This window comes from Micromonospora sp. NBC_01796, assembly GCF_035917455.1.
Taxonomy (GTDB): domain Bacteria; phylum Actinomycetota; class Actinomycetes; order Mycobacteriales; family Micromonosporaceae; genus Micromonospora_G.
Genome location: NZ_CP109078.1, coordinates 6,905,911 through 6,932,731, shown reverse-complemented (window position 1 = coordinate 6,932,731; position 26,821 = coordinate 6,905,911). Strand labels below are relative to the sequence as shown.

Sequence of the window (26,821 nt, the reverse complement as noted above, 5' to 3'; positions counted from 1 at the left end):
TGTCTCATTGCCGCACCTCGCCCGGCATCCGCGTCGGATACTGTATCCGGGTTCGGAACCTGGACGGCTCACGTCCACCATCTCCCACAGAGATGTTGATCATCGGAATGATTCGTTGGATTTGATGCCACCCGGGGGTCACGCTTGGCTCGACGGCAAGATCCCCGGCTGAAGGAGCGTCAACCATGAACACCCCCCACCGCGTAGCGATCATCACCGGTGGCTCCCGTGGCATCGGCCGCGAGAGCGCGGAACGGCTGGCCGCCGACGGGTACGCCGTCGTCGTGAACTACGCCGGCAACAAGGTCGACGCGGACAGCACGGTCGCCGCGATCACCGCCAGGGGCGGCAACGCGATCGCCGTACAGGGTGACGTCGCCGACGAAACCGCGGTCGCCGCGGTCTTCGACGCGGCCGAGCGCGAGTACGGCGGCGTTGACGTGGTGGTCCACGCGGCCGGCATCATGCCGGTCAGTCCGCTGGTCGACCTCGACCTCGATCTGCTGGACCGGATCATCCGGACCAACCTCCGGGGCACCTTCGTGGTCGACCAGCAGGCCGCCCGCCGGATGCGCTCCGGTGGCGCGATCATCAACATCTCCAGCTCGATCAGCCGGTTCGCCCGGCCCGGCTACACCGCCTACGCCGCGAGCAAGGGCGGGGTGGAGGCGATCACCCTGATCCTGGCCCGCGAACTGCGCGGTCGGGACATCACCGTGAACGTGGTGGCGCCCGGCCCGACCGCGACCCAGCTCTTCTTCGACGGCAAGGACGAGGCGACCCTGACCCGGATGGCGGCCGAGCCGCCGCTGGAGCGGATCGGCACCTCGCAGGACATCGCCGAGATCATCGTCTTCCTCGCCGGTCCGGCCCGCTGGATCAACGGCCAGGTGCTGTACGCCAACGGCGGCGCCATCTGACCCACGAACGGGTCGACAGGAGTCCACGATGAGCGAGGTAACGGGGCGGGGCGGGCGCCGGTCGCCCCGGGTACGGGCCGCCCGCCCGTCGGAGTATGTGATCCTTGGCGGAGTGGAGCTCAGGCATCTGGAGTATTTCGTCGCGGTCGCGGCGGAGCGCAGTTTCACCCGCGCGGCGGGTCGGCTGCACGTGGTGCAGTCCGCCGTCTCGTCCGCGATCTCCGCCTTGGAACGTGAACTCGGCGCGGTGCTGTTCGAGCGCGGCGCGCAGCGGTTCTCGCTGACCGACGCCGGAGAGGCGCTGCTGCCCAGGGCGCGGGCGACCCTCGACGCGGCCCAGTCGGCCCGGGACGCCGTCAACGAGGTGGGCCGGGAACTGCACGGCTCGGTTGCCGTCGGCTGCCTGACCGGTGTCGGCGGCATCGACTTCGCCGGTCTGCTGGGCGAGTTCCACCGGACCCACCCGCGCGTACGCCTGCGGTTGCGGGCGGCCACCTGGGACGGTTCGGCCGGACTGGCCCGCTCCCTGGTCGACGGCGAGGTCGACGTCGCGTTCCTCGGCATCGGCGGCCGCCCGTTCCCGCACCTGCGGACCCGCCTGCTGGTACGGATCCCGCAGGTGGTGGTCGTACCGGCCGACCATCCGCTGGCCCGGCAGGACTCGGTGACCCTGGCCGAGGTGGCCGACGAGCCGTTCATCGACTACCCGCTCGGGTACGCCAACCGGACCGCCAACGACGCCGCGTTCCGGGCGGCCGGGCTGGAACGGGTGATCGGCATGGAGGTGACCGACGTGGGGGTGGCGGCCGACTTCGCCAGCCACGGCCTCGGCGTGACCATCCTGCCGACGCACACCGTCCCCCGGACACCGCTGTGCAGGGCGCTGCCGGTGACGGACCAGTCCCTGGAGTGGTCGCTGCACCTGGCGACGGCGGAGCAACGCCGGGTCAGCTCGGCCACCGCCGCGCTGATGGCGATGGTGGACGACCACCTGACCCTTCCTGGCTGAGCACCGCCTCGCCGGGGGTCAGGAGACCTTCGACTCGGTCAGCAGCGCTCGCACCGTACGGGTCATCACCGCGCGGGCCTTGTCGACACCGAGCCCGAGACCGTCGCGCAGCATCGACCAGGCCGGCCACATGCTCGCCGCCACCAGGGCGTTGACGAGTTCGTCCCGTCCGGCGCCGGCCCGGTCGAGTTCGGCGGCGAACAGGTCGAGCACCTCGTCGCGTACCCGGTCGATGTGTTTGAGCCGGTTGAGGTGGAGCTGGGCGGAGACCGGTTCGCGCATCTGCGCGGCCCGCGCCGACGGGGTGATCAGTTGGAGCAGCCGGGCGCGCTGGCGGCAGTACGCGTCGACGCGCTTGGCCAGCGGCAGGTCGGGTGAGATCCGCCGGTACGCGGCGTCCTGCTCCTGGAGCAGGCGCTCCCCGCTGGCCTCGAAGAGGGTCTCCATGTCCTTGAAGTTCGTCCAGAGCGTACGCAGGGACACCCCGGCCCGGTCGGCGATCCGTTCACCGGTCGGCCGGAGGTCCCCTTCGGAGATGAGCGCGAGGTGCGCCTCGACGATCGCCGCCCGGGTACGTTCCGCGCGTGCGGTCCGCCCGTCGACCCGAGCCGGTACGTCGGCCTGGCCCATCTCGCCACTCCTCCTCCGCCCCGACACCCGGGGCAAGATCATGCACGCAGAGTGTAGCCAGCGGTCATGAACCCGCCGGCAGGTGGCGGCGCAGTTCCCGCCGGGCGAGCGAACGGCGGTGTACCTCGTCGGGGCCGTCGGCGAGCCGGATCGTCCGGGCCCGGGCCCACATCTGGGCCAGTGGGGAGTCCTGACTGACCCCGGCCGCGCCGTGGGCCTGGATGGCCTTGTCGAGGATCCACTCGACCGCCTGCGGGACCACGATCTTGATCGCCTGGATCTCGGTGTGCGCGTCCCGGTTACCGACGGTGTCCATCAGCCAGGCGGTCTTGAGTACCAGCAGCCGGGCCTGTTCGATCCGCACCCGCGACTCGGCGATCCAGTCCTGGATCACCCCCTGGCCGGCGAGCGGCCCGCCGAACGCCTGCCTTGCACCGGCCCGCCGGCACAGCAGTTCCAGCGCCCGTTCGGCCATGCCGATCAGGCGCATGCAGTGGTGCACCCGGCCGGGTCCGAGCCGGGCCTGCGAGATGGCGAAACCGTCACCGGGCGCCCCGATCAGGTTGCCGGCCGGTACCCGTACGTCGACGAAGTCGATCTCGGCGTGTCCGCCGTGGTCGCCGTCGTCGTAGCCGAACGTGGACATGCCCCGGCGGATGTTCACCCCGGGCGTGTCGCGGGGTACCAGGATCTGACTGTGCTGGCGGTGCCTCGGCCCGTCCGGGTCGGTACGTCCGAGCACGATGAGGATCTCGCAGCGCGGGTTCATCGCCCCGGTGATGAACCACTTCCGGCCGTCGATCACGTAGTCGTCGCCGTCCCGCTCGATCCGGGTGGCGATGTTGGTGGCGTCGGAGGAGGCGACGTCGGGCTCGGTCATCGCGAACGCGGACCGGATCCGGCCGTCGAGCAGCGGGGTCAGCCAGCGTTCGCGCTGCTCGGCGGTGCCGAACTCGGCGAGCAGTTCCATGTTTCCGGTGTCGGGGGCGGCGCAGTTGAGGGCGGCCGGGGCCAGGCCGGGGCTACGGCCGGTGATCTCGGCCAGTGGGGCGTACTGGAGGTTGGTCAGGCCGGCGCCGTGCTCACCGGGGAGGAACAGGTTCCACAGCCCGCGCCGACGGGCCTCGGCGGCGAGCCGGTCCACCACCGGCGGGGCGGTCCACGGGTCACCGGTGCGCGCCTGCTGGGCGAACTCCATTTCCGCCGGGTAGATCTGCTCGGTCATGAAATCGAGCAGCCGCTCGCGCATCCGGACCGTGGTGTCGTCCAGGCCGAAGTCCATCAGCTCTCCCCCAGTGTGCTCAGGCCCTGTGCGATCAGCGGCGGGACCCGTTCGCCGACCCGGTCGAATCCGGCGCCGACGGTCTGTCCGCGTACGTAGCGGTAGTGCACGCCCTCGAGGATCACGGCGAGCTTGAACGAGGCGAAGGCGACGTACCAGCCCAGGTCGCGTACGTCCCGGCCGGTCCGGTCGGCGTAGGCCACGGCGAGTTCGTCGGGGGCGGGCCAGCCGGGGGCGTGCAGCCGGGCCGAGTAGACCAGCAGCAGGCCGAGGTCGGTGAGCGGGTCGCCCAGGGTGGACATCTCCCAGTCGAGCACCGCGCGGATGTCGCCGTCCGGTCCGACGACCGCGTTGTCCAACCGGAAGTCGCCGTGCACGACGGTGGCGGCACCGGCCACCGGTACGGCGGCGGCGAGCCGGTCGTGCAGTTCCTCGATGCCGGGCAGGTCCCGGCTGCGGGAGGCGTCGAGTTGGGTCTTCCACCGGCGAACCTGCCGGGCGGCGAACCCGTCCGGGCGGCCGAAGTCAGCCAGCCCGACGCTGTCGGGCGCAACGGCGTGCAGGTCGGCGAGGGTGTGCACCAGGGACCGGGCGAGCCCGGCGACGGCGGCCGGACCGAGCGGGGTCAGCTCGGCCGGCACCCGGTAGACCCGTCCGTCGACGTGGCTCATGAGATAGAACGGTGCGCCGATGACCTTCGCGTCGGGGCAGTGCAGGAGCACCCGCGGCACCGGTACCGGGGTTGGCGCGAGGGCCCGCTGCACCCGGTACTCGCGACCCATGTCGTGGGCGGTGGCGAGCACGTGGCCCAGCGGCGGTCGGCGTACCACGAACCGGGTCCGGCCATCGGTCACCGCGTAGGTGAGGTTGGACTTGCCGCCGGGGAGCACCCCGCCGCGCAGCGGGCCGTCGACCAGGTCGGGCGCCTCCCGGTCGAGGTAGCCGCGCAACCGGCCCAGGTCGAGACCGGGTAGCGCCCGGCCGGGTTGCGGGTCGGCCGCCGACCGTGGGCCGCTCACCGTCCGTCGGCCGCCGCGTCGAGACCCTGCTGTACGCGGTTCATCCCGCGCAGCCAGCGGTCCGGGTCGGCGGCCCGTCGGGCGTAGAAGGTGGCGACCTCCGGGTGCGGCAGGATCAGGAAACCGTCCCCGTCGAGCGCCGCCAGCACGCATTCCGCCACCTGTTCGGGTTCGAGCGCGTCGGCGTCGAGCAGGGTGGCGCCGGGGCCGTCGCCGCTGGCGAGCATGGGCGTACGCACACCCTGCGGACAGAGCGCCTGGACGGTGATGCCCCGGTGGGCGTACGTGGCGCGCAGCCATTCGGCGAAGCCGAGTGCCGCGTGTTTGGTGACCGAGTACGGCGCCTTCCCGAGCAGGGTGAGCAGACCGGCTGCGGACACGGTCACCACCAGCCGTCCCCGCCCCGCCGGCAGCCAGTACGGCAGCAGCGCGCGGGCGGCGTGCACGTGGGCGAGTACGTTCACCCGCCAGGCGGAATCCCAGTCGTCGAGGTCGGCGTCCACCCCGCCGCCGGGTGCCACTCCGGCGTTGGCACAGAACAGGTCGACCCGACCGAGCAGCTCGTACGCGGTGTCGACCAGCCGGCCCACCTCGGCCCGGTCCGAGGCGTCGCCCGGCACGGCGTGTCCACCGATCCGGTCGGCGACCGCGCGGGCGGCGTCGGCGTCCAGGTCGTTGACGATCACCCGGGCACCGGCGGCGGCGAACCGGGTGGCGAGCGCGGCACCGATACCGGAACCGCCTCCGGTCACGACCACCCCTGCACCGGCCAGGTCCAGTCCGGCGGAGGTCACCGGGACCGGCTGACTGACCGGACGACAAAATATGCATTCACAGTGCTAATACTACGAGCCCCGCGACGGACCCGTCAACGCTCGGTCGCCCGGTAGCCGGCGGCCTGCAACGCGAACAGCTCGGCGTACCGGCCGCCGGCGGAGACCAGCTCGTCATGCCGGCCCGACTCGACCAGTGCGCCGTTGTGCAGCACGAAGATCCGATCGGCATGCCGTACGTTGGCCAGCCGGTGGGTGATCAGGATCGTGGTCGCCCGGCCCTGACGGTCCCGGATCGCCTGGAAGAGCGCGTCCTCGGCACGCGGGTCCAGCGCCGAGGACGGCTCATCCATGATCAGCAGCTCGGCCTCGCGGAGGAACCCGCGTGCCGCCGTGATCCGCTGCCACTGCCCACCGGAGAGGTCCTGCCCGTTGGCGAACGTACGGTCGAGCAGCGTCTCGTACCCGTACGGCAGGTCCCGGATCATCTCGTGGGCGACCGCGCGCTCGGCGGCGACCTCGATCCGGTCCTGCCTCGGCTCGGTCTCGGTGTCACCGATGGCGATGTTGGTCGCCGCCGTGAACGGCCACTTGTGGTACTCCTGGGTCACCACGGCGACCCGGGCCCGCAACCCGCCGGGATCCCACTCGCGCAGCGGCCGCCCGTTCCACTCGATGGTGCCGTGGCTCGGCACCCGCAGGGCCGCGATCATCGCGGCCAGGGTCGTCTTGCCCGACCCGTTCTCGCCGACGAACGCCACCGTCTCACCGGCCCGGATGGTGAGCGTCACGTCGTCCACCGCCGCGTCGACCCGCTCCGGATAACGCAGACTCACCCCGCGTACGGCGAGTTCCTCCAACCGGGTGACCGGCTCACCGCCACCGGCGGCGGGCAGGTAGTTCGTCGCCCGGGTCATGAACCCGGTGTAGTCGCTGAAGTGCTGGCCGTCGCTGTAGATGTGGTCGATGTGGAAGGTGACCGTGGTCAGTGACCGCTGCGCGGCCTGCACCGCGAGCACACACGTGGCCGCCGCCGCCAGTGGGATCTGTCCGTCCAGGAGCAGGACACCGAGCAGCACGTACACCACACCGGTGGCGACCCCGCCGATCACCGAACCGATGCTGGTGGTGGTCGTGACCTTCCGGGCCAGCGCGATCTGGATGTCGGTCTCCACCCCCATGACCCGGTCGTACTGGTCGAGCAGGAAACGGCGCAGCCCGTACGAGCGCAGTTCCGGTGCCGAGGCACGCTCCGCCATCAGCCGGTGCAGGATCCACAACCGGCGTCGGCGTACGGAGCCGGCGATGTAGGTCTGGTAACGCTGGTGTCCCGCGCGCAGGGCGCCCCAGGCGTTCGGGACGGTCGCGACCAGCAGGGCGATGAGCAGGAGCGGGTGGATCACGATCACCGCGACGGTCACGGCGAGCAGGCTGACCAGTCCGGCCAGCAGGTTCATCGCGCCCTGGACGAGGGCGATGGCGGAGTCCGTGCCACGGGAGGCGCGTTCCATGTCGTCGGCGAACGCGTCCTCGTCGAAGGCGTCCAGCCGTACGAGGGTGGTGACCTCGAACAGACCGCGCTCGACCTCCCGGCTGACCCGTGGGGTGAGACCGTTCTGGGCGTACCCGGTGGCGATGCCCAGCCCGGCGCGGATCGCGGTCGCCGCCGCCAGCAGCACCAGCGCGGGCAGGGCGGCGGCGACCTTGTCCGGTGTCGGGCCGCCCGCGAACAGTTCCACCAGCACCCGCTGGGTGGCCAGCAGCCCGAACGCCGCCATCACCCCGGCGCCAACCGTCGCGACACCCACAACCGTGGTACGGGTCCGGTCGGCCCGCCAACTGATCATGACCGCCCTGGCCACCAGTCGGGGCAACTCGGCGAAGACGGCGAGCAGTCCCGCGTCGACCCGGGCCCGCAGACCGGTCTCCCACCACATGGTGCGCAGTTCCGGCAGTACCGATTCCGCCGGTCCCCCGCCCGCCGGTCGAGGCTCGGCTCGGTCACCGTTGTCGCGGGTGGTGTCGTCGGTGGCGGATGCTGTCACGTGGGACCTCCGGACATGAGAATCAGCGGCAATGACCTGACGGTCCGATCTCCGTCGACATCTGAGATCGGTTCCTATTCCTCTGTGTCGCGGCGAGTGGAGCGGGGGTATTCCGAGCGGGACATCGTCATCCCTACCGTCGCGACACCCCCACCGGTCGAGTTCTCTCGCGTTCATTCACGTCCGGGCAGCATCAGCCACTTGATCCGGCAGCAACCATCGTGGCCTGAGGATTCTCGGTCCCGTCCGGTCCGTGCCCCGCGGGGCGACGGTGACGCGTACTCGCTTTTGTGGTATCGCCAATACCATTTTCGACAGACTTCCCCGACGCCGTTGCCGAGGACCCGAACGTACGGGAAGAGTCGCCTCCACCGCCGTTGCCCGCACCTATTCCTACACACTCTGCGAACAGCAAACTGGCCTCCTCCCCTCCACGGGGATGAGGCCAGTTGCCGACTGTCTGCGCTCCCGACGACGGAAGCGCGGGGTAGGTCAGGAAGCGGTGGGGATGCCGTTCGCCGGTGGTGCGGCCGGTGCCACGGTGTACTCGTTGACCGGGCCGTCCGCCTCGTCCGTCTCGTACGTCGCACCGAAGTAGCTCTGCACCCCGCCGGTGACCTTGCTCAGCCGCGCTCCGCCGTACCCGGAGTGGTCGGTCTTGGAGAACCGCAGCGGTGCCAGGCCGGGGCCCTGGAAGCCACCCTTCTCCACGGCTGCGAGAAGCGACTCGCGGGTCAGGTCCTTGCCGGCCGCGAGCAGGGCCTGCACGGTCAGGTAACCGACCGACATGCCGTAGACGGTGTTGCCGTCGAACGGGGCGTCACCGTTGTGTTCCTTGTTGACCTTCGTGAAGAGCTGGATCCACGGGTTCGCCGCGTCGTTGTCCATCGGCATGTAGTTCGACCCCACCACGCCTTCGAGCAGCGGTGCGGCCGCCCCGAGCGACTTGGCGAGCGTGTCGTAGTCGGCGCCGACGTTGGACACGATCCACTGGGGCTTGAAGGCGAGCCGGGCCGCGGTGCCGATCGACAGCGCGGTGAAGCCCGGTACGGTCGCCAGCACGACAACCTGGCAGCCGGCCGCCTTGAACGCACCGATCTGCGGGGCGACGTTGGTGTTGCTGGTGACGTACGTCTGCTTGGCGGCGACCGTACCGGCCCCGAGGATCTTCTCCACCCCGGCGAGGCTGTCCCGGCCGAAGTCGTCGTCCTGGCCGAGGAAGCAGACCTTCTGCCCGGCGAGGTTGGTCTTGATGTAGTTCGCCAGGATCTTGCCCTCGACGGTGTAGTCGGTGTTGTACCCGAACGTCGATGGGTACTTCTCCGGCTGGTCCCAGCTCCGGCTGCCGGAGGCGACGAAGAGGTCCGGCACCCGGTTGGTCTTGAGGAAGTCGAGCACCCCGGTGTGCGTCGGGGTGCCGAGGCCGTTGACCACGGCGAACACCTTGTCCTGCAACACGAGTTGCCGGACCACCTGCTGGGTGTTGGCGGGGTTGTACCCGTCGTCCATGATCTTGTAGGTGATCTTCCGACCGTGTACCCCGCCGTTGGCGTTGACATAGTCGAAGTAGGCCTTGGTCGCCGGCGCGATGCTCGAGTAGCCGGCCGCGGCGGGCCCGGTCAGCGGCATGTGCGTACCGAGCACGATCTCGGTGTCGGTGACGCCGGGCACGGGTGCCCCGCCGCCGCCCGAATCACCGTCGTCGCTGCACGCGGCGGTGGTGACGAGCAGGCTGAGCGAGGTGGCGATCACGAGACCGCGTCGTACGATGCTGCGTTGCATCATGGGGAGGCACCGACCTTTCTCGGTCCGGTTCTGTCTGACGGTGGTGTGTGTGCTGGTGCGGTGAGTGGTACGGGCGGTGCCGGTCAGCGCCGCCGACGGGGCAGCGCACGCCCGATCCGGGTCAGCAGCCCTTGGATGCCGCCCGGAGCGGCGATCATGACGACGATCAACGTGACTCCGAAGATCGCCAGCGGGAGGTTTCCCTCCCACCGCTGCGCCACGGCGGGCGACAGCGTGAACAGTTCGGTCAGCGAGTGGGTCAGGTCGGGAAGCGCGACCAGCAGCACCGCGCCCCAGACCGCACCGGCGAGACTGCCGAGTCCACCGATGACGATCGCCATCAGCAGGAACAGCGACAGGGTCAGCGAGAACGCCCCCGGTGACACGCTCTGCGCCAGCACCGCGAGCAGCCCGCCGCCGAGGCCGGCGCAGCCGGCACTGACCACGAACGCCAGCACCTGGGTCCGGGCGACGTGGATCCCGGCGAGGCGGGCGGCGATCTCGTCGTCGCGCACGGCGCGCAGGGAACGGCCGAACCGGCTGCGGACCAGGTTCGCCAGCAGGAGCATGGTGAGCAGGGTGACCGCACCGGCCAGCCAGGCCTGCCAGCGTTCGTAGGGGAAGTAGGTGCCGAGCCCGAGCGGTGGTGGCGCGACCGGCACCGACAGTCCCTGTTCACCACCGAACACCTCGTCGAAGGTGATCGCCACCGCCGGCACGACCACCGCGACCGCCAGGGTCAGACCGGCCAGGTACGGGCCGCGCAGCCGGGCGGCGGCGAGCCCGATCACCGCGCCGACGGCGACCGTGATCACCACCGCCGTCAGCAGCGACACCGCGAGCAGCCAGCCGGAGGTGGCACCGCTGTCGGCGATCCGGGTCTGGGTCAGCGCGACCGTGTACGCACCGGTGGCCATCAGCGCGCCGTGCCCCAGGGAGAGCTGCCCGTTGAGTCCGGTGAGTACGGTCAGCCCGGCGGTGGCGCAGAGGTACGCGGCCACCGTGGCGAGCTGGAAGTTGCGGAACGGCTCCAGCCCGTACGTGGCGGCCAGCAGCAGCAGCGCCGCGACGAGGGTGATGCCGAGGTGACGCAGCAGCGTCGACCGTCCCAGCGCCGCGGACCTGCGTACCGCCGGGGGCGCGGCGACCTGCGTGGGGGCGCTCACACGTGCCTCGCCGCGACACCGGAGAAGAGGCCGCCCGGTCGGGTCAGCAGGACAACCAGCAGCAGGGCGAGGACGGCGAGCGGGGTGACGTCGCCGCCGACGTACCCGCTGACGTAGGAAAGCAGCAACCCGACCACCAGCCCGCCGATGACCGCGCCGGGTGGACTGTCGAGCCCGCCGACGACCGCGGCTGTGAACGCGGAGACGAAGACCAGGTCCATGGCGTGCGGGTGCAGCCCGAGCTCGGTCGGGATGACCAGCATGCCGGCGAGTGCGCCGACCCCGGCGGCGAGCGCCCAGCCGAGGGTGAGCATGCCGCCGACGTTGACCCCGAGCAGCCGGGACACCTCGGGGGCGAAGGCCGCCGACCGCATCCGGAGGCCGACCGGGGTCCGGCCGAACATCCAGGCCAGGCCGAGCACTACCGCGCCGACCGCGGCGAAGACGAACAGGTCGTACGGGGCGAGCAGGACCAGCCCCCCGACGGTGAGCGCGGTACGGTCGAACGGCGCCGGTGCGGGCAGGAACTCGTTGCCGTACACGATGCCGAGGACGGCCTGGATGACCAGGACCAGCCCGAGGGCGACGATGACCGCGTTGAGTGGTGACGTGTGGCTGACGAAGCGCATGACCGTCAGGTCCACCACGGCACCGAGCACCAGTCCGGCGGCGAGCGCGGCGACGAAGCCGAGCCAGTAGGAGCCGGTTGCGACCGACACGCTGTGGGCGACGTACGCGGTCGCGACCGCCATCGCCCCCTGGGCGAAGTTGACGATGCGGGCGGCACGCCAGATGAGTACCAGCGCCAGGGCGAAGGCGGCGTACACCGCTCCCCTGGCCAGGCCGTCGAACGTGAGAAAAACGAAGCGGTCCAAAGATTCCTCCCTCCGAGCTGTCCGATGTGGGGGTGACGCGGGGTCCGGTCAGAACCCGAGGTACGCGTGCCGCAGGTCGGCGTCGTCGCGCAGTCCGGCCGCGCTGGTGGCGATGACGATCTTCCCGAGGGACATCACCACGCCCTGGTCGGCGACGGACAGCGCGCTGCGTACGTTCTGCTCGACCAGGAGCACGGTGAGCCCGGTACGGTCGCGCAACTGCCGCAGCAGCGCCATGATCTGGGCGGTGACCCGTGGCGCGAGCCCGAGCGACGGCTCGTCGAGCAGCAGCAGCCGGGGTCGGCCGACCAGGGCTCGGCCGAGGGCGAGCATCTGCCGTTCGCCGCCGGAGAGCTGGTGGCCGGCGTGGCGTCGCCGTCGGGTGAGCGGTTCGAACAGGTCATAAACCTCGTCGAGGGCCACCCGGGCGTCGGCCCGGTCGCGTCGCCAGAGTCCGCCGAGGCGCAGGTTCTCGTCCACGGTCAGTTCGGCGACCACCCCGCGCCCCTCGGGCACGTGCGCCAGGCCCCGTCGGACGAGTTGTTCGACCGGGACGCCGCGCAGGTCGTCGCCGTCGAAGACGATCTGTCCGCCGGTCGGCCGAACCAGGCCGGAGAGCGTACGCAGCAGCGTGGTCTTGCCGGCACCGTTGGCACCGAGTACGGCGGCGATGGTGCCGGGCGAGACGGTCAGGTCCACCGACCGCAGCACCGGCGCGGCTCCGTACCCGGCGACGAGTCCACGTACGCTCAGCAGCGCGTTGTCGGCGCTCACGCGACCGCCCCCTTCTCCGCCTCGACGCCGGCATCGGCGGTGGCGGTGGCGTCGGTCGCAGCGGCGTCGGTGGTCTGGTCGACTTCGGCGCCGAGGTAGGCCTCGGTGACCGCCGGGTCGTCCCGGATCACGTTGGGCGGACCGGCGGCGATCACCCGACCGAAGTCGAGCACCACGATCTCGTCGCAGACCGCCATCACCAGGTCCATGTGGTGTTCGACCAGCAGGACCGCGCACGGATGATCGGTGCGTCGGGGCAGGTCGCGGATCAGGGCGCCGAGTTCGTCGATGTCCTCGGCGCCGAGGCCACCGGCGGGCTCGTCGAGCAGCAGGAGCCGGGGTCGGGCGGCGAGCGCGCGGGCCAGGGCGACCCTTTTGCGTACGGCGAAGGGAAGCGTGCCCGGGGCGGCGCCGGCCCGATCGGCCACGCCGAGACCTTCCAGGATGGTCAGTGCGTGTTCGCGCAGCCGGCGTTCGTCCCGATCGCTGCGCGGCAGCCCGAACAGGGCGGCGGCGAACCCGGCCCTGGCCGAGTTGGTGGCGCCCGCCATCACGTTCTCCAGCACGGTGAGCCCGGCGAAGAGTCCGACGCCCTGCAGGGTACGGGCGATGCCGAGGCGGGTGAGCCGGTGCGGGCGGGGGCGCAGCGGTCGCCCGTCGAGGGTCAGTGTGCCGGTCGACGGTTGGACCAGGCCGCAGACCACGTTGAACAGGGTGGTCTTGCCAGCACCGTTGGGCCCGATCACGCCGACGACCCGATCGGCGGGCACCCGGAGCGAGACGTCGTCGAGGGCGGTGAGCCCACCGAAGCGCACCCCGATGCCGTGCAACGCGAGCCCGTGCTCCGTCATCAACATCCCTCGTTCGGTCTCCGAACTAATTACACTCGGAGTGTACGTTTCCGAAACCTGGCGTCAATACCTTCGATGCGTACTTGTTACTTAGCAGTAGCTAAGCCGTTTACACATCGGTCATCCGGGCAGGTCAGCCAGAATGGCGAGCTTCGCCCGGTGCCGGTCGGCGGTGCCGAACCCGATCGCGGCGCTCTTGGCCCGCTTCAGATACAGGTGCGCCGGGTGCTCCCAGGTGAAGCCGATCCCGCCGTGCAACTGGACGCACTCCTGCGCCGCCGTCACCGCCACGTCCCCGCAGTACGCCTGCGCCAGCGCCGCCGCGACCGGGGTGTCGACGGAGTCGTTGGCCAGGCAGTCGGCCGCGTACCGGGCGACCGCCCGGGCCTCGGTCACACTCACCCACACGTCGGCGAGCCGGTGCTTGACCGCCTGGAACGAGCCGACCGGCCGACCGAACTGGTGCCGCTGCTTCACGTACTCGACCGTGGTGTCCAGGCACCACTGAGCCACCCCGACCTGCTCGGCGGCGAGCAGTGCCGCACCCGCGGTGAGGGCGTCGGTGACCGCCCCGACAGCGGCGTGACCTGCCGCGATCCGCCGGCCCGGGGCACCGTCGAGCACGATGTCGCAGAGCTGCCGGGTGGCGTCGAGCGAAACCACCGGCACCCTGGAGACCCCCGGCCCGTCCGCCTCGACCAGGTACAGACCGTCGGTGGCCGGCACCAGCAGCAGGTCCGCCGGCAACGCGTCCGCGACCCCGACGATGGTCCCGGTGAGGTCCCCGCCCCCGACGACCGTGGGCTCCGGCGGTCCTGGTGGGGTCGCGAACGGAACCGCCAGCACGGCGATCCGCTCACCGGTCGCCACTTCGCCGAGCAGATCGGTCTCGACACAGGTCAGCAGCGCGCGTACGGCAACCGCGTGACCCAGGTACGGCACCGGCGCGACCGCCCGCCCGAGTTCCTCAAGCACCACCGCCACCTCCCGGAAGCCCGCACCCGCCCCGCCCAGCGCCTCCGGTACGGCCAACCCGGCGAGCCCCAGGTCGGTGCCGAGCCGCCGCCACAGCCCCGGGTCGTACGACTCGACCCCGTCGACCCGGGCCAGCACCGCCGACCACGGGCTGTGTGCCCGGAGCAGGGCCCGTACGCTCTCGCGCAGCGCCTCTTCGGTCTCGTCGTAGCGCAGGTTGGTCATCGGTCCACCCGAGGTTCGGCCGGCAGCCCGAGGACCCGCTCGGCGATGATGTTGCGCAGGATCTCGGAGGTGCCACCCTCGATCGAGTTCCCGCGTGCCCGCAGGTAGCGATAGGTGGCGCCCCGGCCGAGCAGGTCCGGTTCGGTCGAGCGGCGCAGCGACCAGTCGTCGTGTCGCAGCCCGTCGGCGCCGAGCAGTTCGACCTCGGTGCCGCTGATCGCCTGGGCCAGCCCGGCGAAGGAGAGCTTGACCGCCGAACCTTCCGGGCCGGGCTCGCCGGCCACCAGTTGCTGGCGCAGTCGCAGTGCGGTGAGCCGGGCGGCCTCGGCGCGTACCCAGAGGCGCAGGATCTCGTCGTGCCGGCCCGGCGTACGCAGATCGGCCCGGTCCCGCCAGGTACGGGTGAGCAGCCCGATCATGCCGCCCTCGCGGGGCATCGGGGCGCCGCCGATCGAGACCCGCTCGTTCATCAGCGTGGTCCTGGCCACCTGCCAGCCCTCCCCCACCGCACCGAGCCGAAGCGAGTCGGGCAGCCGCACGTCGGTCAGGAACACCTCGTTGAACTCGGCCTCCCCGGTGAGCTGCCGCAGCGGTCGCACCTCCACTCCCGGTCCGGAAAGGTCGCAGACGAAGTACGTCATCCCCCGGTGTTTCGGCAGCTCAGGATCGGTACGGGCGAGCAGGATCGCCCAGCGCGCCCGGTGTGCCATCGAGGTCCACACCTTCTGCCCGGTGACCACCCAGTCGTCGCCGTCGCGTACCGCCCGGGTGGTGACGCCGGCCAGGTCGGACCCGGCGCCCGGCTCGCTGAACAGCTGGCACCAGATCTCCTCGCCGGTCCAGAGTGGGCGCAGAAAGCGGTGGTGCTGGTCCGGGGTGCCGTGCCGGAGCAGGGTCGGCGCGGCCATGCCGATGCCGATGCTGTTGCGGCGGGGCTGGTTGTCCGGCGCCCCGGCCAGCACGAACGCGGCGTCGACCACCGGTTGCAGGTGCCGGGGCGCGCCCAGCCCGCCGAGTCCGACCGGGTAGTGCACCCAGGCCAGGCCGGCGTCGAACCGGGCACGGAGGAACTCGATCCGGTCGCCGTGCGGGTCGTGCTGCCCGAGAAACGCGGCGACCCGGTCGCGGAGCCGGTCGGCCGCAGCGTCGTCGTCGTCGGCCACGCTTCTCTCCTCATGTATTTGCATCGTGGGTGCAATATAAACGCACGACCGCGCCGGACGGAAGCCCGGCGCGGTCGCGAGAACGATCGCCACCGGAGGCGGCCGTGGGCCGACCGCTCCGGTGGTGGAGATCAGGAGCTGGGGCAGGTGTTGCGGTACTCCTCGATCGCCGTGCCGGACGGTCCCGGGCAGAGGAACTGCTCGTACCGGGTGTCGTCGTCGACGAACCGCTTCAGCCAGGCCGCCGCCTGCTTCGCGGTCGGGGTGTTGGTGGTCTGCGGGAAGAAGTGGCTGGCCCCGTTCAGCTCCAGGTACGCCTTCTCCGCCGACGCGGGGATGCTGTTGTAGAACGGAATCGAGTGCGACGACACCGCCGCGACGGAGTCGTTCTCGCCACCGATGATCAGCGTCGGCACCCGCAGCGTCGACCAGCTCTTGGTCGCGTTCCACGGGGCCAGCGGCACCGCCGCCTGGAGCGACGGACGGCTCCGGGCCGCCTCCAGCGAACCGCCACCACCCATCGAGTGACCGGCGACGGCGAGCCGGCTCGGGTCGATCCGGGTCCGCACCGAGCTGTCCTCGACCAGGTAGTCGAGGGCGGCGAGAAGCTGCTGACCCCGGCTCGCCGGCTGGTCGTAGATCGTGTTCGTCTCGATGCCGATCACCACGAAGCCGTGCGAGGCGATCCGGGGACCGAGCCAACTGATACTCGACCAGCTCGCGGTGAAGCCGGGCGAGATCGCGACGGCACCGAAGGTGCCCTCACTGGTGCTGGTCGGGTAGTAGATGACCCCGCCGCCGAACCCGCTGACCAGCGAGGAGACGTTCTGCGAGGAGGTGGCGAACGGGCCACGGCTGGCTTCGAGGATCGCGCTGGTCGGGTTCGGACCACGCTCGTACGGGCCGGCGGCCTGGGCGGCACCCGGCACCGCGACGAGGCCGGTCGCGACCAGGGTCGCCGCCGCGGCGAACCGGGCAAGCCCGAGAAGAGCGGATCTCGTACGGGTGGGGGCGGGGGCGGAGGTGTGTGGTTGCACGTCGGTGTACTCCCTGTTCGTCGGGGTCATATCGACGTCCACCAGTGTTTGACGTGCCGGACCGGCCACGCATCGGCAAAATCACCAGTCTGTTGCCGGTAGGGGTTTCGTCAGACGGGCTCGACGACCACCAGCTCGCCGACCTGCTCGCCGATCGTGGTGCGGGCGTCCCCGGGCAGCCCGACGTCGGTGATCAGCACGTCGGCGGCCTCCAGCGGGGCGATGGTGGCGATGCCGATGGTTTCCCATTTGGTGTGGTCGGCGAGCACGACGAGCCGACGGGCCGCACTGATCAGGCACCGGTTGACCCCCGCCTCCAGCAGGTTCGGCGTGGTGAACCCGGTCCGCGGGCTGAGCCCGTGCACGCCGAGGAAAAGCAGGTCGACGTTGAGCGCGCTGATCGCCGCCTCGGCGACCGGCCCGGTCAGCGCGTCCGACGGGGTACGGATCCCGCCGGTCAACACGACCGTCTGGTCGGCGCGCGGGTTCTGGTAGAGCGCGTCGGCCACCGGAATCGAGTTGGTCACCACGGTCAGCCCCGGTACGTCGGAGAGCAGGGTGGCCAGCGCGGCGGTGGTGGTGCCGGCGGAGAGCGCGATGGCCATCCCCGGCTCCACCATCCTCGCGGCCCGCTCGGCGATGGCCCGCTTCTCCGCCTGCTGGCGGACCGACTTCGCGGCGAAGCCGGGTTCCTCGGCCGAACCCGGCCCGGCGAGCGTCGCACCGCCGTGCACCTTGTCCACCAGGCCACGCTCGGCCAGCGCCTCCAGGTCGCGCCGGATCGTCATGTCGGAGACGCCGAACCGGCTGACCAGGTGGCTCACCCGTACGCCGCCGTGTTGGCGGATCAGGTTGAGGATGGCGATCTGCCGCTGCTGGGCGAGCATCCGGGAACTCCTTCGCGCGGTGACTGTCGTCGGGATCAGGTCGGATCGCCGGTCCGATCCTCGCGGACGACCGCCACGTCACCGGCTGGCAACGTCAGCTCACCGGCGCATCGTGCCCCGGTCAACAGGTCGGTGCCGGTCACCGGGAGCCGTACCTCGGCGTCGGTGTGGTTGATCGCGAACAGCCAGGTCCGGTCGTCGTCGCGGCGGCGTACCACCTCCACTCCGGACGGCGCCGACGCCGCCGGGCGCACGCCGGTCTCGTCCACGAGTCGGGCGACCAGCCGGTCCGTGGCCGGCTCGTCCAGTCGGGTGCCGACGTACCAGGCCGCGCCGTCGCCGACCCGGTGCCGGGTCAACGCCGGCACACCCGGCAAGGGCCCATCCGTGTACGACGCGAGCACCTCGGCACCGTCGGCGTGCAGCCACTCGGTCCACACGTCGGCGGTGCTGCCGTCGTCGAGCCGGACCTGCTCGCCCTCGCGCAGCGGGAAGAACTCCTCGGTGCGTACGCCGAGCAGCTCCCGGAACGCGCCCGGATAGCCGCCGAGCCGGATGTGGTCGTTCTCGTCGACGATGCCGCTGAAGTAGGTGACCGCCACGGTCCCACCGCCCTCGACGTACTGGTGCAGTGCCGCGACGTCGGCGTCCCGGACCAGGTAGAGGGTCGGTGCCAGGACCAGCCGGTAGCCGCCGAGGTCCGCCGACGGGTGGATGATGTCGGCGGTCACGCCGGCACGCCAGAGCGCTCGGTGCAGGGCGGTCAGCCGGTCGGCGTACTGGACGTCGATGCTGGGGTGCGAATCCAACTCGACACCCCACCACGCCTCCCAGTCGAACAGGATCGCCACGTCGGCATCCACCCGGCTGCCGCGTACCTCGGCCAGCGCCCTGAGGTCGGCGCCGAGCTGGCAGACCTCGCGGAAGATCTTGGTGTCCGGTCCCGAGTGCGGCACCATCGCGGAGTGGAACTTCTCCGCGCCGGCCCGGGAGGCGCGCCACTGGAAGAACAACACCCCGTCGGCGCCACGGGCGACGTGCGCCAGGCTGTTGCGGCGTAGCTGCCCGGGGAGCTTGGCCACGTTGCGCGGCTGCCAGTTGACCGCGCTGGTGGAGTGCTCCATCAGCAACCACGGGTCACCGCCGGCCACGCCCCGGGTGTGGTCGGCGGCGAGCGCCAGTCCGAGATGCGCCTGCGGGTCGGCCGCGGTCAGGTAGTGGTCGTTGGACACCAGGTCCACATCGTCGGCCCAGGACCGGTAGTCCAGGTGCTTGACGCCCGTGCCGATCATGAAGTTGGTGGTGACCGGCTGACGGACCAGGGTGGCGAGCACGCCGCGTTCGGCGCGCAACTGGGCGCGCTGTTCGTCGGAGGAGAAGCGCAGGAAGTCGAGCTGCTGCGTGGGGTTGGCGAAGGTCGGTGCGGTACGCGGAGGGTTGATCTCGGCCCAGTCGCCGTAGCGCTGGCTCCAGAACGTGGTGCCCCAGGCGGCGTTGAGGCGGTCCAGGTCGCCGTAGCGTTCCCGCAGCCAGCCCCGGAACGCCTCGGCGCTGACGTCGCAGTAGCAGTGCACGTTGTGGCAGCCCAGCTCGTTGGAGACGTGCCACATCACCACGGCGGGGTGCTCGGCGTAGCGGCCGGCGACCGCCCGCACCAGCTCCAGCGACCGCTCGCGGAACACCGGTGAGCTGGGGCAGTACGCCTGCCGTCCGCCCGGCCAGAGGATCGTGCCGTCGGCTCGGCGGGGCAGCGTCTCCGGGTGCAACCGGGCCAGCCACGGTGGCGGGCTGGCGGTGGCGGTCGCCAGGTCGACCCGGATGCCGCCGGCGTGCAGGAGGTCCAGCACCCGGTCCAGCCAGCCGAACTCGAACCGGCCCGGGGCGGGCTCCAGCAGGGCCCAGGAGAAGATGCCGACCGAGACCAGGTTGACCCCGGCCCGGCGCATCAGGTCGATGTCCTCCGACCAGGTCTGCTCGGGCCACTGCTCGGGGTTGTAGTCGCCGCCGAAAAGGATGCCGTCACCCTGCCATTGCCGCATGAGAGCTGAGGGTGCACCCCACAGGACACCGAAGTCAACAGGTTCCAACATCGAAGCGGGCGCCAGTGGCTGTTCGTGTTTATCCATGTGGATTCCCGGTGGATCCCGACGTCTGGCTGCTGGAGGTCACCGGAATCGCCTGAAAATTTCTTCGTCGGGATGTCGAGAACGGTGCCGGCTGCTTCTACCTCAGGGTGAGAGCACCGAAGAGGGTGCACAGCCATGAGGAGCAAAACATGAAGTACATGCTGCTGATGCAGTTCAGCGCCGCCGGAACGGACTTCCCCGGCATCGAGAACTGGACGCAGGAAGAGGTCCAGGCGCACATCGCGTTCATGGGCGAGGTCAACGGCAAGCTCACCGCCGCGGGCGAGTGGGTCGACGGGCAGGGCCTCGGTGGCCCGCAGCAGGCCCGGATCGTCCGCGCCGGTGAGGGCGGGACGCCCGTGGTCACCGAGGGGCCGTTCGCCGAGACGAAGGAGTTCCTCGCCGGCTTCTGGATCGTCGACTGCGACAGCCCGCAGCGGGCGGTGGACCTGGCCGCGTACATCTCCACCGCGCCCGGCCCCGGCGGACGTCCGCTCAACATGCCGATCGAGGTGCACCCGGTGCTGTCCGCCCCGCCGCAGGACCTGTGAGGGCTGACTAGCGATCTCCGCATCGAGGACCTGCTGCGCGAGTTGGCGCCGCAGGTCCTCGGCGTGCTGGCCCCGGATTCCCTAGGGCCTTAAGATCTTTCGCCGAACCATCCCAGGAAGCGGTCATCGAGCTGCTCGGCGGTCAGCTCGGTCAACTCGGTCCGGGCGACCTGGAGGTAGGGCGTCAGGTAGCGGCGCAAAACGTCGGGGTCGCACTGGCACAGCTCCTTCAACTGGCGCCGCCGCATCAGGCAAGGCCAGGGCGTGCCGCAGGCGATGCACGCCCAGTCGGGACGCGAGGGGCCGTGCAGCGCGGGCTGGTCAGCCATCGCCGCCGGTTCCGCGGTTGGCCTGCCGCTGGCGTACGTAATAACAGGGGTAGTACGGCCAGCCGCACGCGCACGCCACCCGCCACGGACGCCACCACCGGCGTACGCGCCCGTGCTTCAGGATCTTCGCCACCGATCGCACCGCCTTCCGCTACCGGTCGGTCCAGCGACCCGCGTTCACCGGCCGGAGTCGCGCCTGCTCGGTGTGCCAGGCGCGCAGCGCCTCCTTGAGCCGAAGGTTCTCCTCGCGCAACGCCGCCTCGGTCGCGTCCCGCGCCACCAGCTCGTCCGTCACCCGCCGCACGAAGGCGTACACCTGCTCCTCGGCCAACCCGCGACGACCGATCCGCGTACGCCGAAAGCGGGTGAGTCGAACCTGCTCGGGTCGCAACCGGGTGAGTCGCTGGACCACTCGGGAGACTCCTACGGCCGAGGTCACGATTCTCATCTCTCCTTCTTGCTCGGGGTTCCTTCGTCGCTAGGTAGCGGCGCCGGACGGGGTCAGCGGCGGGTGCCGGTTGGTCTGCTGGTGGTCGCGGTCGGGGTTGCGGGCTGGCTGGCCAGTTGAGTCGTCCTATGGGGGCGGGCGAGCAGGCGCAGGCCGTCGAGCTGCACGAAGATCTCGCGTTTCTCCGTCGCCTCGCCCTTCCGGTTGAGCACGTATCCCGTCAGCCAGACCCAGCCGTCGTACGTGGGCTGCTTCGAGACGACCGTGACCCGGAAGGTGATCGCACTCGCGCCACCGAACTGGACCGAAGCGGGCGCTCCTACGCCGAGCACGTCACCCGGTTCGGGCATGCCCACAAGAACCCCTGTTCGATCGTCAGACGGGCACCGACCAGAGCGGCCAGCGCCTAAACAATCTCCGCAGCTTCGACAGCCCAGGATCCCGATCCGTCATCGTTGACCAGCCACGCCATCGTGAGTAGCTGTCGTATCGAGCAAACTCCGCCCGACACTGTCGCGATAGGTCATGGCTATTAACAGCCGGGTGTTAACCCCTGTGATTCATCGAACCAACAGGGCATGCTTATCCGTGAGAAGCCGACCGAGTTGCACGCTGAGGAGCATGGGTTGTCGAGCCGAATCAGGGACGCACGGCTGTCCCGCGGCTGGTCACAAAGCCGGCTGGTGCATGAGATCGAACGCCGCCTGGCCGCAGCGGGACAGCCGACTGTCACGACCGCAAGCTTGAAGGTCTATATCTCGGAGTGGGAGAACAGCCGCCGGGCGATTGGACCGGAATACCGCGCAGTGCTGCGGGAGGTGTTCGGGCAAACCGATGGCGAGCTGTTCGCTGTGGACCCCGAGCGTGAGCTTCCCTCGCTCGACGAGGCATACACCGAGCTGGCCGACAAAATCGAGACAGCAACCGCCATCGACCCCCTGATGATCGACACTCTCGTCCAACAGACCGAACTCTTCCGGACGATGGACCGCCAGCTCGGCGCGGCCATTCTCGTTGACCGAATGAACGCGCATCTCGCAACACTTGAAAACGCGCTTGCCTACGCGGTACTACCCACTGCCAGGCGGCCCGTAGCAAAAGTGCTGGCCAGCGCCTCAACCCTCGCCGGCTGGCAAGCGCTGGACGTTGGTGCTGTAGATCGAGCCTGGCGGCACTACGAGACCGCACGCCGTGCTGCTGTTGAGGCAGAGAATCCCGCATTGCTCGCCCATGCCATGGGCGAGCAGGCTTACGTGCTGGTCGACGCGGGCCGCACAAACCTTGCGGTGCAACTCATCCGGGAAGCCCGGAGATCGGCGCTAGGTAGATCCCCCGCAAGACTGCTGGCGTGGTTGGCGGCGGCGGAAGCCGAGATGACCGCCATCAGCGGAGACGACTTAGCGTGCCGGGCGGCGTTGGACGAGGCCTCCGCCGCGCTGCCATCCGGCGCGGAATCCCGCGACGCGGACGTACCCGGCGTCTTCCTCAACGAGAGCCACCTCGCCAGATGGCGAGGCAACGCGCTGGCGCAGCTCGGGGACGCAGGCGCCCTGGCCGACCTGCATCGTGCGCTGGACCGTCTCGACCCCACGTTCGCGAGAGCACAGGCCGGTCTCCGCATCGATCTCGGGCAGGCCTACTACGCCAGCGGCGAGCTTGGCGAAGCACGACGTCAAGCGGGACAAGCCCGGATGCTCGTAAACCGCACCGGATCCCTCCGACACCGACGACGGCTCGACCGGCTGATGCTGTCCCTCGCAAACGTCGTTTAGTCTGCCGGCGGGCCGAAGGCGAGCACATGCAGGAGGCCAATCAAGGTCCCGGAGCCTAGGAGCTCCTGCTTTGCCGCTAGGTCGCGTACCGCAGCAAGCGGCACCCACTCGACCCGGCCGACCTCCTGTGGATCACTCGGCGGACCGACGAGCTCGGCATTCCGTGCGAATAAAACTGCGTGCGGCGAGTCGACCATCCCGGTCATTGGCTGGTAGGACACCAGGCGGCGCATCGGACCCGGGCGCCAACCGGTCTCCTCCTCGACCTCCCGTGCGGCCGCAACCGCCTCGTCCTCAGCCTCATCCACGACACCACCAGGCAGCTCCCAGCCCCATTGATCAGAGACGAACCGATGCCGCCACAGCATCAGCACCCGGTCCTGGTCGTCCATGACCACAGCGACGACAGCTCGGAACAGCCTGACCACATGGTGCTCGAACCGGTCACCACCTCCCGGCGGCTGGACGTCTGCCAACGTCAGACGTACCCAACGGTGATCGTAGATGGCACGCTCGCCGTACACCCGCCAACGCATCGAGTCCGGGCTGTCATCGGTCATGGTCCGACGCTACCGCCTCGTCAACATCTCCTCAGCTCGCGTACTGAGCCCGCTGAGCCGACCGAGCCCGAGTACAAGTTGCTCTCCGAGACGCTAACGCCTACGACTCCTGAAACCGCCCGTGACGATGCTGAGCGTCCTCATCCACTCCGAACCGACGTCGTCCAAGGAGAATCGTCATTCCCCTCTTCAACGGGTCGCACGACCTCTACGTCGGCACGGCTCATCCGCCGTCGGACCATCTTGAACTGGGGTTGGGCCGCGCCAGGCCCCGGGGGGCCGAGAGTGACGCATGGCCAACACCCAAAGCATCAACGTCGCTAGCTAATATCGAGAGCCGGTTGAAAAGCTGGGTGTACCGAAAAGAATGCAACTTCGCGCAGGTTGGCGACTTTATTCATAAAGTCACTGTCGTCATGACTGTAAATCAGAGGATTTTTCTTACCCAGCGAACACCCCAAGAAGCCGATATTATAGAGAAGCTTCACGAGCGGATGATACATATCGGCCCAATCCCCATGGCCGAACAGAGCAACACTGCCAGCCTCGACCATCCATCGATTACCGGCGAAATCATGCTCCGTCGTCAGAAGGATGCAATCGTCCATACGCACTATCAAGTCATTTTTGCTTATCGTTCGAGATGCACCAGTGAAGATTCGCAAGACGCGATCGATGCCCGCATAGGTTGGCTTCCACTCATCGCGCAACGCGAGAAGCCCGTCTTCGGAGTAGGCCTGCTCCGCCGCGTAAATCGCTTCCCACGTTATTCTTTCGTCCCCGCTAGAGTTTTCCAAGCATTGATTAAGAAACGCGATCGCGTCGCGTGGTCGCATGAGCGTCCGATTCAATATGACATCGAGCGGGTCTTTCTGCGTCTTTGTTGGCACGGGAAGCAAATCGGCCAGCGAGTGGATATGCGCGAGGCCATGCATTTCTGCCGCCACCCGCGTTCTTCCGTCCAATAACTCTTGGAGATCCCCCCTGGTCCACCGCACACGCAAACTCAAGTCTCGAAACTTCTCCTCCTGTCCCCCCGCCTGCCCAAAATCTAGAGATTCAAGGATGTTGGTACGTAGGGCCACAAGAATCTTTAGATTGTCAACCCTTACCAGCTCAGCGACAGTACGGAAGAGGCAGCGTATTAGGTCGTTCTTCACCTTCTCGTCAACCCAGTCGCGATCCAAGTCATCGATCACCACGTACGTATAGTGCTGAGGGGAGTCAAGGATGTCGTCATCGAGCACTGTCATCATTTTGTTGAGACGAGGAAGTTGAGTCTCGTTGACTATCCGCTGGAACCGTTGGGCTAGCTCAGCTCGCTCTTCAATCGCCGAATTTGAGCTACCGCCCGACTTGATACTAAACGCGCCCGGGAGTTTCCCCCCGGCTTCCGCCTCGACTTGATTCTCGAAGCGCTTCGTAATCTCTTTTACTCTTTCGTCGGTTTCACACCAGAAGCGGCCTTCGAACTCTTCGAGATACTCCAGTGCGGCTTGCTTGCTCCGATCGCGCCTTATGCGATCCATCAGAGTGGACATGAAGCGCTGCATGGCACCCGGGGAATCCACGTTATAGCGATGCTTGATAACCTCTATGAGGAGCACATGCTTCCAAAGCGCTATAAACAACGGATCCATGTGCACATCAAGTGAAGAGAGATACCGAATCACTCCGAGATCAGTTATGTAAGGCAGGGACAAATCTTCAGGGTTGATGCGGATGACATGCGACGGGTGTTCTTCTTCCACCTTCCGCAGCGCGGCCGACTTCCCACTACCCGTGCGCCCAACAAGGAAACACTTTCGTTCCGTGCGACTAGCTATGGCACGGTAATGGCCTGATTCGAAAAACGCTTCCTGAAGTAGGCCATCTGCTTCCGCAGCACCGCCACCGAGATTGAAGTCGCTCTGAATTCGTCGACGCACGTTTGGTTTTGCGGCGGATCTGGCCACTACATACCGTCCTTAATGTCGCCGACACTCCAAGTATTCTGGCAAACGCAACGAAGTCACCACCCTATGTAATGGCACTGATGTCCGATAACCCCTCGTCGCATTGTCGACAAAGCTCTTGCGCAGGTCAGCCCGAGACGTTTCAGCATTGATGGCGGCGAGCCAGGCAGACGGGTTGTGATCAACACGATGTCGCCGGACCAACGCAGCCCCGTCGCCTACCGGCAGTCGGAAGTGGGTGTCGCCACGGCTGGCCAAGTCGGGGGTTGATTTACCCAGGATAATGAACAAAACCACGCACTGTGGTCGTTGCCGACTATTATCGAGTCGATCGCCTCGTTGAAGACGACATCGAACGCCTTCGTGTAGAAGCTTGCCGCAGCCCGTACGTCCGTCACCCCGATCCTGATCTGCGCCGGACGAACAGTCTGCAACTCGGGCATCAGCTCCCCCTTCTCGATGAACTCGTCCACCGCCACGACCCGCTGCGACAGCTCACGCACCTGGGCGACGAGGCGCTCCCGGTGGGCGTCGAGAGCCGGCGGGACAAGCTCCCTGCTCCCCGCCAGCAGCACCCGGATCTCCTCGATGGGCAGGTCGACCGCACGCAGGCCACAGATCAGCCGGGCCTGCTCCACCTGGTCGTGCGCGTACTGGCGGTAGCCGCTGTCGGGGTCGACACGAGCCGGCTTGAACAGCCCGATCTCGTCGTAGTGCCGCAGCGCCGCAATCGACAAGCCGCTGAGCAGCGCAAACGCACCGATGTTGAGAAGCTCCTTGTCATCCACCCCGCAAGCATCAGGTCTCAACCCACCCGAGAGTCAACCCACCACCCCCATTCATGATCAGCTCCTCCACCCGGGCCAACGTCCAGCACTGGTCCTCGACCCAGCCGTGCGTGGCAGGACCCTCCTCGAGCGCGGCCACGAGGGCATCGAGTTGGGCGTCAGGCAGCCGGCAGCCGCCACCCGACCGGCCCTTGGAGGCCAGCTCGGGCTCACCGCCGAGCAGCCACCGCCGTCGCCAGAGATAAACCGCTGCATCGGCCGATCCAACCTCAAGCGGTCTACTTCCTGCCCGGCCACGCCTCCAAGCGCACGACGAGGTGACGCAGCGCTTTCTCAAAGGCCCCATCGTCGAGGTCCTCCGCGCGCCGACTGCGCCACAACTCGACAAGACCGTCCTCGATCGTGCCGAGTTCCATCAGCCGGTCAGCGTATGCAAGGCCAGCCTGAAGCGCAGCATCCGAACCCGAGGGCGTCTTGTCCGCAAGCACGGCGAGTGTGCAACGTGCCTCGGCGGCGATGCCCCGTCCGGCGATCTCCACAGCCCGCAGGGTTCCCAGCGGAGCGAGCACGATCTCGGCGAACACACCAAGAATCCGTGAATTACGCACAGGCGCGCCGTCCACCATCGTCAGCCCCACTCGACAAGCCAGTCGCCGTAACCCAGACTATTCAACCTCTGTAGCTCCGGGACTCGTTGATCGCCACCTCGATACGCAGTCCGACCCCGGTCAGGACCAGGACTATCGAGAGGACGAGCGCTGCCACCGAAACGGCGTTGTCGTCCATCATGGACACTACCGATACGAAGAGGCCGGCGAGGATCGCTATGGTGCCAAGGGCCCGTTTGTGAGTGGTCCGCTGAGATCCAAGGTTCAC

Annotated in this window: 27 protein-coding genes; 4 read left to right on the top strand and 23 right to left on the bottom strand. The window is 68.9% G+C overall.

The features are described from left to right. Positions 1 to 185: 185 nt before the first annotated feature. Both OIE47_RS30960 and OIE47_RS30955 read left to right on the top strand, forming a co-directional pair. Positions 186 to 920, top strand: coding sequence for an SDR family oxidoreductase (locus tag OIE47_RS30960; protein ID WP_326558064.1), 735 nt, complete (start codon positions 186 to 188; stop codon positions 918 to 920). Between the two features lie 28 nt (positions 921 to 948). Then, positions 949 to 1,929 (top strand): LysR family transcriptional regulator, encoded by a 981-nt coding sequence (locus OIE47_RS30955; RefSeq protein WP_326558063.1) that lies wholly within the window; start codon positions 949 to 951, stop codon positions 1,927 to 1,929. An 18-nt stretch (positions 1,930 to 1,947) separates the two neighbouring features. Here OIE47_RS30955 and OIE47_RS30950 read toward each other — a convergent pair whose 3' ends face one another. From OIE47_RS30950 to OIE47_RS30880, 15 genes are all read right to left on the bottom strand, one after another. Beyond that, positions 1,948 to 2,559 carry a TetR/AcrR family transcriptional regulator gene (locus tag OIE47_RS30950; protein WP_326558062.1) on the bottom strand — a complete coding sequence of 204 codons (612 nt, stop codon included), beginning with the start codon at positions 2,557 to 2,559 and terminating at the stop codon, positions 1,948 to 1,950. A 64-nt stretch (positions 2,560 to 2,623) separates the two neighbouring features. Continuing rightward, complete coding sequence (locus OIE47_RS30945) at positions 2,624 to 3,841, bottom strand: acyl-CoA dehydrogenase family protein (RefSeq protein WP_326558061.1); 1,218 nt, start codon at positions 3,839 to 3,841, stop codon at positions 2,624 to 2,626. Further along, the gene (locus OIE47_RS30940; RefSeq protein WP_326558060.1) at positions 3,841 to 4,860 is read right to left on the bottom strand and encodes a phosphotransferase family protein; all 1,020 of its coding nucleotides are present in this window, start codon (positions 4,858 to 4,860) and stop codon (positions 3,841 to 3,843) included. Before OIE47_RS30940 ends, OIE47_RS30945 begins: the two co-directional genes overlap by 1 nt. After that, entirely contained in the window at positions 4,857 to 5,639 is a 783-nt protein-coding gene (locus tag OIE47_RS30935) for an SDR family oxidoreductase (RefSeq protein ID WP_442792198.1), read from the bottom strand. Before OIE47_RS30935 ends, OIE47_RS30940 begins: the two co-directional genes overlap by 4 nt. Positions 5,640 to 5,728: 89 nt before the next feature. Further along, a complete protein-coding gene (locus OIE47_RS30930) occupies positions 5,729 to 7,588 on the bottom strand; it encodes an ABC transporter ATP-binding protein (protein ID WP_326563287.1) in 1,860 nt (619 codons plus the stop codon). Between the two features lie 582 nt (positions 7,589 to 8,170). Continuing rightward, positions 8,171 to 9,463 carry an ABC transporter substrate-binding protein gene (locus OIE47_RS30925; protein WP_442792004.1) on the bottom strand — a complete coding sequence of 431 codons (1,293 nt, stop codon included), beginning with the start codon at positions 9,461 to 9,463 and terminating at the stop codon, positions 8,171 to 8,173. Positions 9,464 to 9,546: 83 nt separating this feature from the next. Beyond that, the gene (locus OIE47_RS30920; RefSeq protein WP_326558058.1) at positions 9,547 to 10,629 is read right to left on the bottom strand and encodes a branched-chain amino acid ABC transporter permease; all 1,083 of its coding nucleotides are present in this window, start codon (positions 10,627 to 10,629) and stop codon (positions 9,547 to 9,549) included. Beyond that, positions 10,626 to 11,504: a branched-chain amino acid ABC transporter permease gene (locus tag OIE47_RS30915; RefSeq protein WP_326558057.1), complete on the bottom strand. Its 879-nt coding sequence runs from the start codon at positions 11,502 to 11,504 to the stop codon at positions 10,626 to 10,628. The genes OIE47_RS30920 and OIE47_RS30915 overlap by 4 nt, the downstream gene beginning before the upstream one ends. A gap of 48 nt (positions 11,505 to 11,552) precedes the next feature. Continuing rightward, positions 11,553 to 12,278, bottom strand: a complete 726-nt coding sequence (locus tag OIE47_RS30910; protein WP_326558056.1) for an ABC transporter ATP-binding protein — start codon at positions 12,276 to 12,278, stop codon at positions 11,553 to 11,555. Continuing rightward, the gene (locus OIE47_RS30905) at positions 12,275 to 13,129 is read right to left on the bottom strand and encodes an ABC transporter ATP-binding protein (protein ID WP_326558055.1); all 855 of its coding nucleotides are present in this window, start codon (positions 13,127 to 13,129) and stop codon (positions 12,275 to 12,277) included. Before OIE47_RS30905 ends, OIE47_RS30910 begins: the two co-directional genes overlap by 4 nt. 120 nt (positions 13,130 to 13,249) lie before the next feature. Further along, positions 13,250 to 14,329 carry an acyl-CoA dehydrogenase family protein gene (locus OIE47_RS30900; protein ID WP_326558054.1) on the bottom strand — a complete coding sequence of 360 codons (1,080 nt, stop codon included), beginning with the start codon at positions 14,327 to 14,329 and terminating at the stop codon, positions 13,250 to 13,252. Next, positions 14,326 to 15,492 (bottom strand): acyl-CoA dehydrogenase family protein, encoded by a 1,167-nt coding sequence (locus OIE47_RS30895; RefSeq protein WP_326558053.1) that lies wholly within the window; start codon positions 15,490 to 15,492, stop codon positions 14,326 to 14,328. Before OIE47_RS30895 ends, OIE47_RS30900 begins: the two co-directional genes overlap by 4 nt. A 131-nt stretch (positions 15,493 to 15,623) precedes the next feature. Continuing rightward, positions 15,624 to 16,559 carry an alpha/beta hydrolase family protein gene (locus OIE47_RS30890; protein ID WP_326558052.1) on the bottom strand — a complete coding sequence of 312 codons (936 nt, stop codon included), beginning with the start codon at positions 16,557 to 16,559 and terminating at the stop codon, positions 15,624 to 15,626. A gap of 80 nt (positions 16,560 to 16,639) precedes the next feature. Beyond that, entirely contained in the window at positions 16,640 to 17,416 is a 777-nt protein-coding gene (locus OIE47_RS30885; protein WP_326558051.1) for a DeoR/GlpR family DNA-binding transcription regulator, read from the bottom strand. A 35-nt stretch (positions 17,417 to 17,451) separates the two neighbouring features. Further along, positions 17,452 to 19,455, bottom strand: a complete 2,004-nt coding sequence (locus OIE47_RS30880; protein WP_326558050.1) for a beta-galactosidase — start codon at positions 19,453 to 19,455, stop codon at positions 17,452 to 17,454. Positions 19,456 to 19,691: 236 nt separating this feature from the next. Here OIE47_RS30880 and OIE47_RS30875 point away from each other — a divergent pair, with 236 nt between their 5' ends. After that, a complete protein-coding gene (locus OIE47_RS30875; RefSeq protein WP_326558049.1) occupies positions 19,692 to 20,093 on the top strand; it encodes a YciI family protein in 402 nt (133 codons plus the stop codon). An 89-nt stretch (positions 20,094 to 20,182) separates the two neighbouring features. On the opposite strand, the gene OIE47_RS30870 is transcribed toward OIE47_RS30875, so the two are convergent. The 3 genes from OIE47_RS30870 to OIE47_RS30860 form a co-directional block, all read right to left on the bottom strand. Then, a complete protein-coding gene (locus OIE47_RS30870; protein WP_326558048.1) occupies positions 20,183 to 20,422 on the bottom strand; it encodes a hypothetical protein in 240 nt (79 codons plus the stop codon). A gap of 151 nt (positions 20,423 to 20,573) precedes the next feature. Further along, positions 20,574 to 20,870 carry a DivIVA domain-containing protein gene (locus tag OIE47_RS30865; protein ID WP_326558047.1) on the bottom strand — a complete coding sequence of 99 codons (297 nt, stop codon included), beginning with the start codon at positions 20,868 to 20,870 and terminating at the stop codon, positions 20,574 to 20,576. Between the two features lie 53 nt (positions 20,871 to 20,923). After that, positions 20,924 to 21,220, bottom strand: coding sequence for a hypothetical protein (locus OIE47_RS30860; protein WP_326558046.1), 297 nt, complete (start codon positions 21,218 to 21,220; stop codon positions 20,924 to 20,926). 228 nt (positions 21,221 to 21,448) lie between these two features. Here OIE47_RS30860 and OIE47_RS30855 point away from each other — a divergent pair, with 228 nt between their 5' ends. Then, positions 21,449 to 22,642: an XRE family transcriptional regulator gene (locus OIE47_RS30855; protein WP_326558045.1), complete on the top strand. Its 1,194-nt coding sequence runs from the start codon at positions 21,449 to 21,451 to the stop codon at positions 22,640 to 22,642. Here the strand turns inward: OIE47_RS30855 and OIE47_RS30850 are convergent. The 5 genes from OIE47_RS30850 to OIE47_RS30830 form a co-directional block, all read right to left on the bottom strand. Beyond that, positions 22,639 to 23,202: an NUDIX hydrolase gene (locus tag OIE47_RS30850; protein ID WP_326558044.1), complete on the bottom strand. Its 564-nt coding sequence runs from the start codon at positions 23,200 to 23,202 to the stop codon at positions 22,639 to 22,641. The genes OIE47_RS30855 and OIE47_RS30850 overlap by 4 nt on opposite strands. A gap of 320 nt (positions 23,203 to 23,522) precedes the next feature. Beyond that, positions 23,523 to 25,157, bottom strand: coding sequence for a P-loop ATPase, Sll1717 family (locus OIE47_RS30845; RefSeq protein WP_326558043.1), 1,635 nt, complete (start codon positions 25,155 to 25,157; stop codon positions 23,523 to 23,525). Positions 25,158 to 25,375: 218 nt separating this feature from the next. Further along, the gene (locus tag OIE47_RS30840; protein ID WP_326558042.1) at positions 25,376 to 25,945 is read right to left on the bottom strand and encodes a MerR family transcriptional regulator; all 570 of its coding nucleotides are present in this window, start codon (positions 25,943 to 25,945) and stop codon (positions 25,376 to 25,378) included. 278 nt (positions 25,946 to 26,223) lie between these two features. Then, positions 26,224 to 26,529, bottom strand: coding sequence for a hypothetical protein (locus tag OIE47_RS30835; RefSeq protein WP_326558041.1), 306 nt, complete (start codon positions 26,527 to 26,529; stop codon positions 26,224 to 26,226). An 85-nt stretch (positions 26,530 to 26,614) separates the two neighbouring features. After that, entirely contained in the window at positions 26,615 to 26,821 is a 207-nt protein-coding gene (locus tag OIE47_RS30830; RefSeq protein ID WP_326558040.1) for a hypothetical protein, read from the bottom strand.

Bases quoted from the DNA above. Each gene is read 5' to 3' on its own strand.
- OIE47_RS30885 (WP_326558051.1), bottom strand. From the start codon at position 17,416: ATGCTCGCCCAGCAGCGGCAGATCGCCATCCTCAACCTGATCCGCCAA.
- OIE47_RS30880 (WP_326558050.1), bottom strand. From the start codon at position 19,455: ATGCGGCAATGGCAGGGTGACGGCATCCTTTTCGGCGGCGACTACAAC.
- OIE47_RS30855 (WP_326558045.1), top strand. From the start codon at position 21,449: ATGCTTATCCGTGAGAAGCCGACCGAGTTGCACGCTGAGGAGCATGGG.
- OIE47_RS30945 (WP_326558061.1), bottom strand. From the start codon at position 3,841: ATGGACTTCGGCCTGGACGACACCACGGTCCGGATGCGCGAGCGGCTG.
- OIE47_RS30870 (WP_326558048.1), bottom strand. From the start codon at position 20,422: ATGGCTGACCAGCCCGCGCTGCACGGCCCCTCGCGTCCCGACTGGGCG.
- OIE47_RS30890 (WP_326558052.1), bottom strand. From the start codon at position 16,559: ATGACCCCGACGAACAGGGAGTACACCGACGTGCAACCACACACCTCC.
- OIE47_RS30955 (WP_326558063.1), top strand. From the start codon at position 949: ATGAGCGAGGTAACGGGGCGGGGCGGGCGCCGGTCGCCCCGGGTACGG.
- OIE47_RS30900 (WP_326558054.1), bottom strand. From the start codon at position 14,329: ATGACCAACCTGCGCTACGACGAGACCGAAGAGGCGCTGCGCGAGAGC.
- OIE47_RS30925 (WP_442792004.1), bottom strand. From the start codon at position 9,463: ATGATGCAACGCAGCATCGTACGACGCGGTCTCGTGATCGCCACCTCG.
- OIE47_RS30950 (WP_326558062.1), bottom strand. From the start codon at position 2,559: ATGGGCCAGGCCGACGTACCGGCTCGGGTCGACGGGCGGACCGCACGC.
- OIE47_RS30865 (WP_326558047.1), bottom strand. From the start codon at position 20,870: ATGAGAATCGTGACCTCGGCCGTAGGAGTCTCCCGAGTGGTCCAGCGA.
- OIE47_RS30850 (WP_326558044.1), bottom strand. From the start codon at position 23,202: ATGACCGATGACAGCCCGGACTCGATGCGTTGGCGGGTGTACGGCGAG.
- OIE47_RS30905 (WP_326558055.1), bottom strand. From the start codon at position 13,129: ATGACGGAGCACGGGCTCGCGTTGCACGGCATCGGGGTGCGCTTCGGT.
- OIE47_RS30960 (WP_326558064.1), top strand. From the start codon at position 186: ATGAACACCCCCCACCGCGTAGCGATCATCACCGGTGGCTCCCGTGGC.
- OIE47_RS30860 (WP_326558046.1), bottom strand. From the start codon at position 21,220: ATGCCCGAACCGGGTGACGTGCTCGGCGTAGGAGCGCCCGCTTCGGTC.
- OIE47_RS30875 (WP_326558049.1), top strand. From the start codon at position 19,692: ATGAAGTACATGCTGCTGATGCAGTTCAGCGCCGCCGGAACGGACTTC.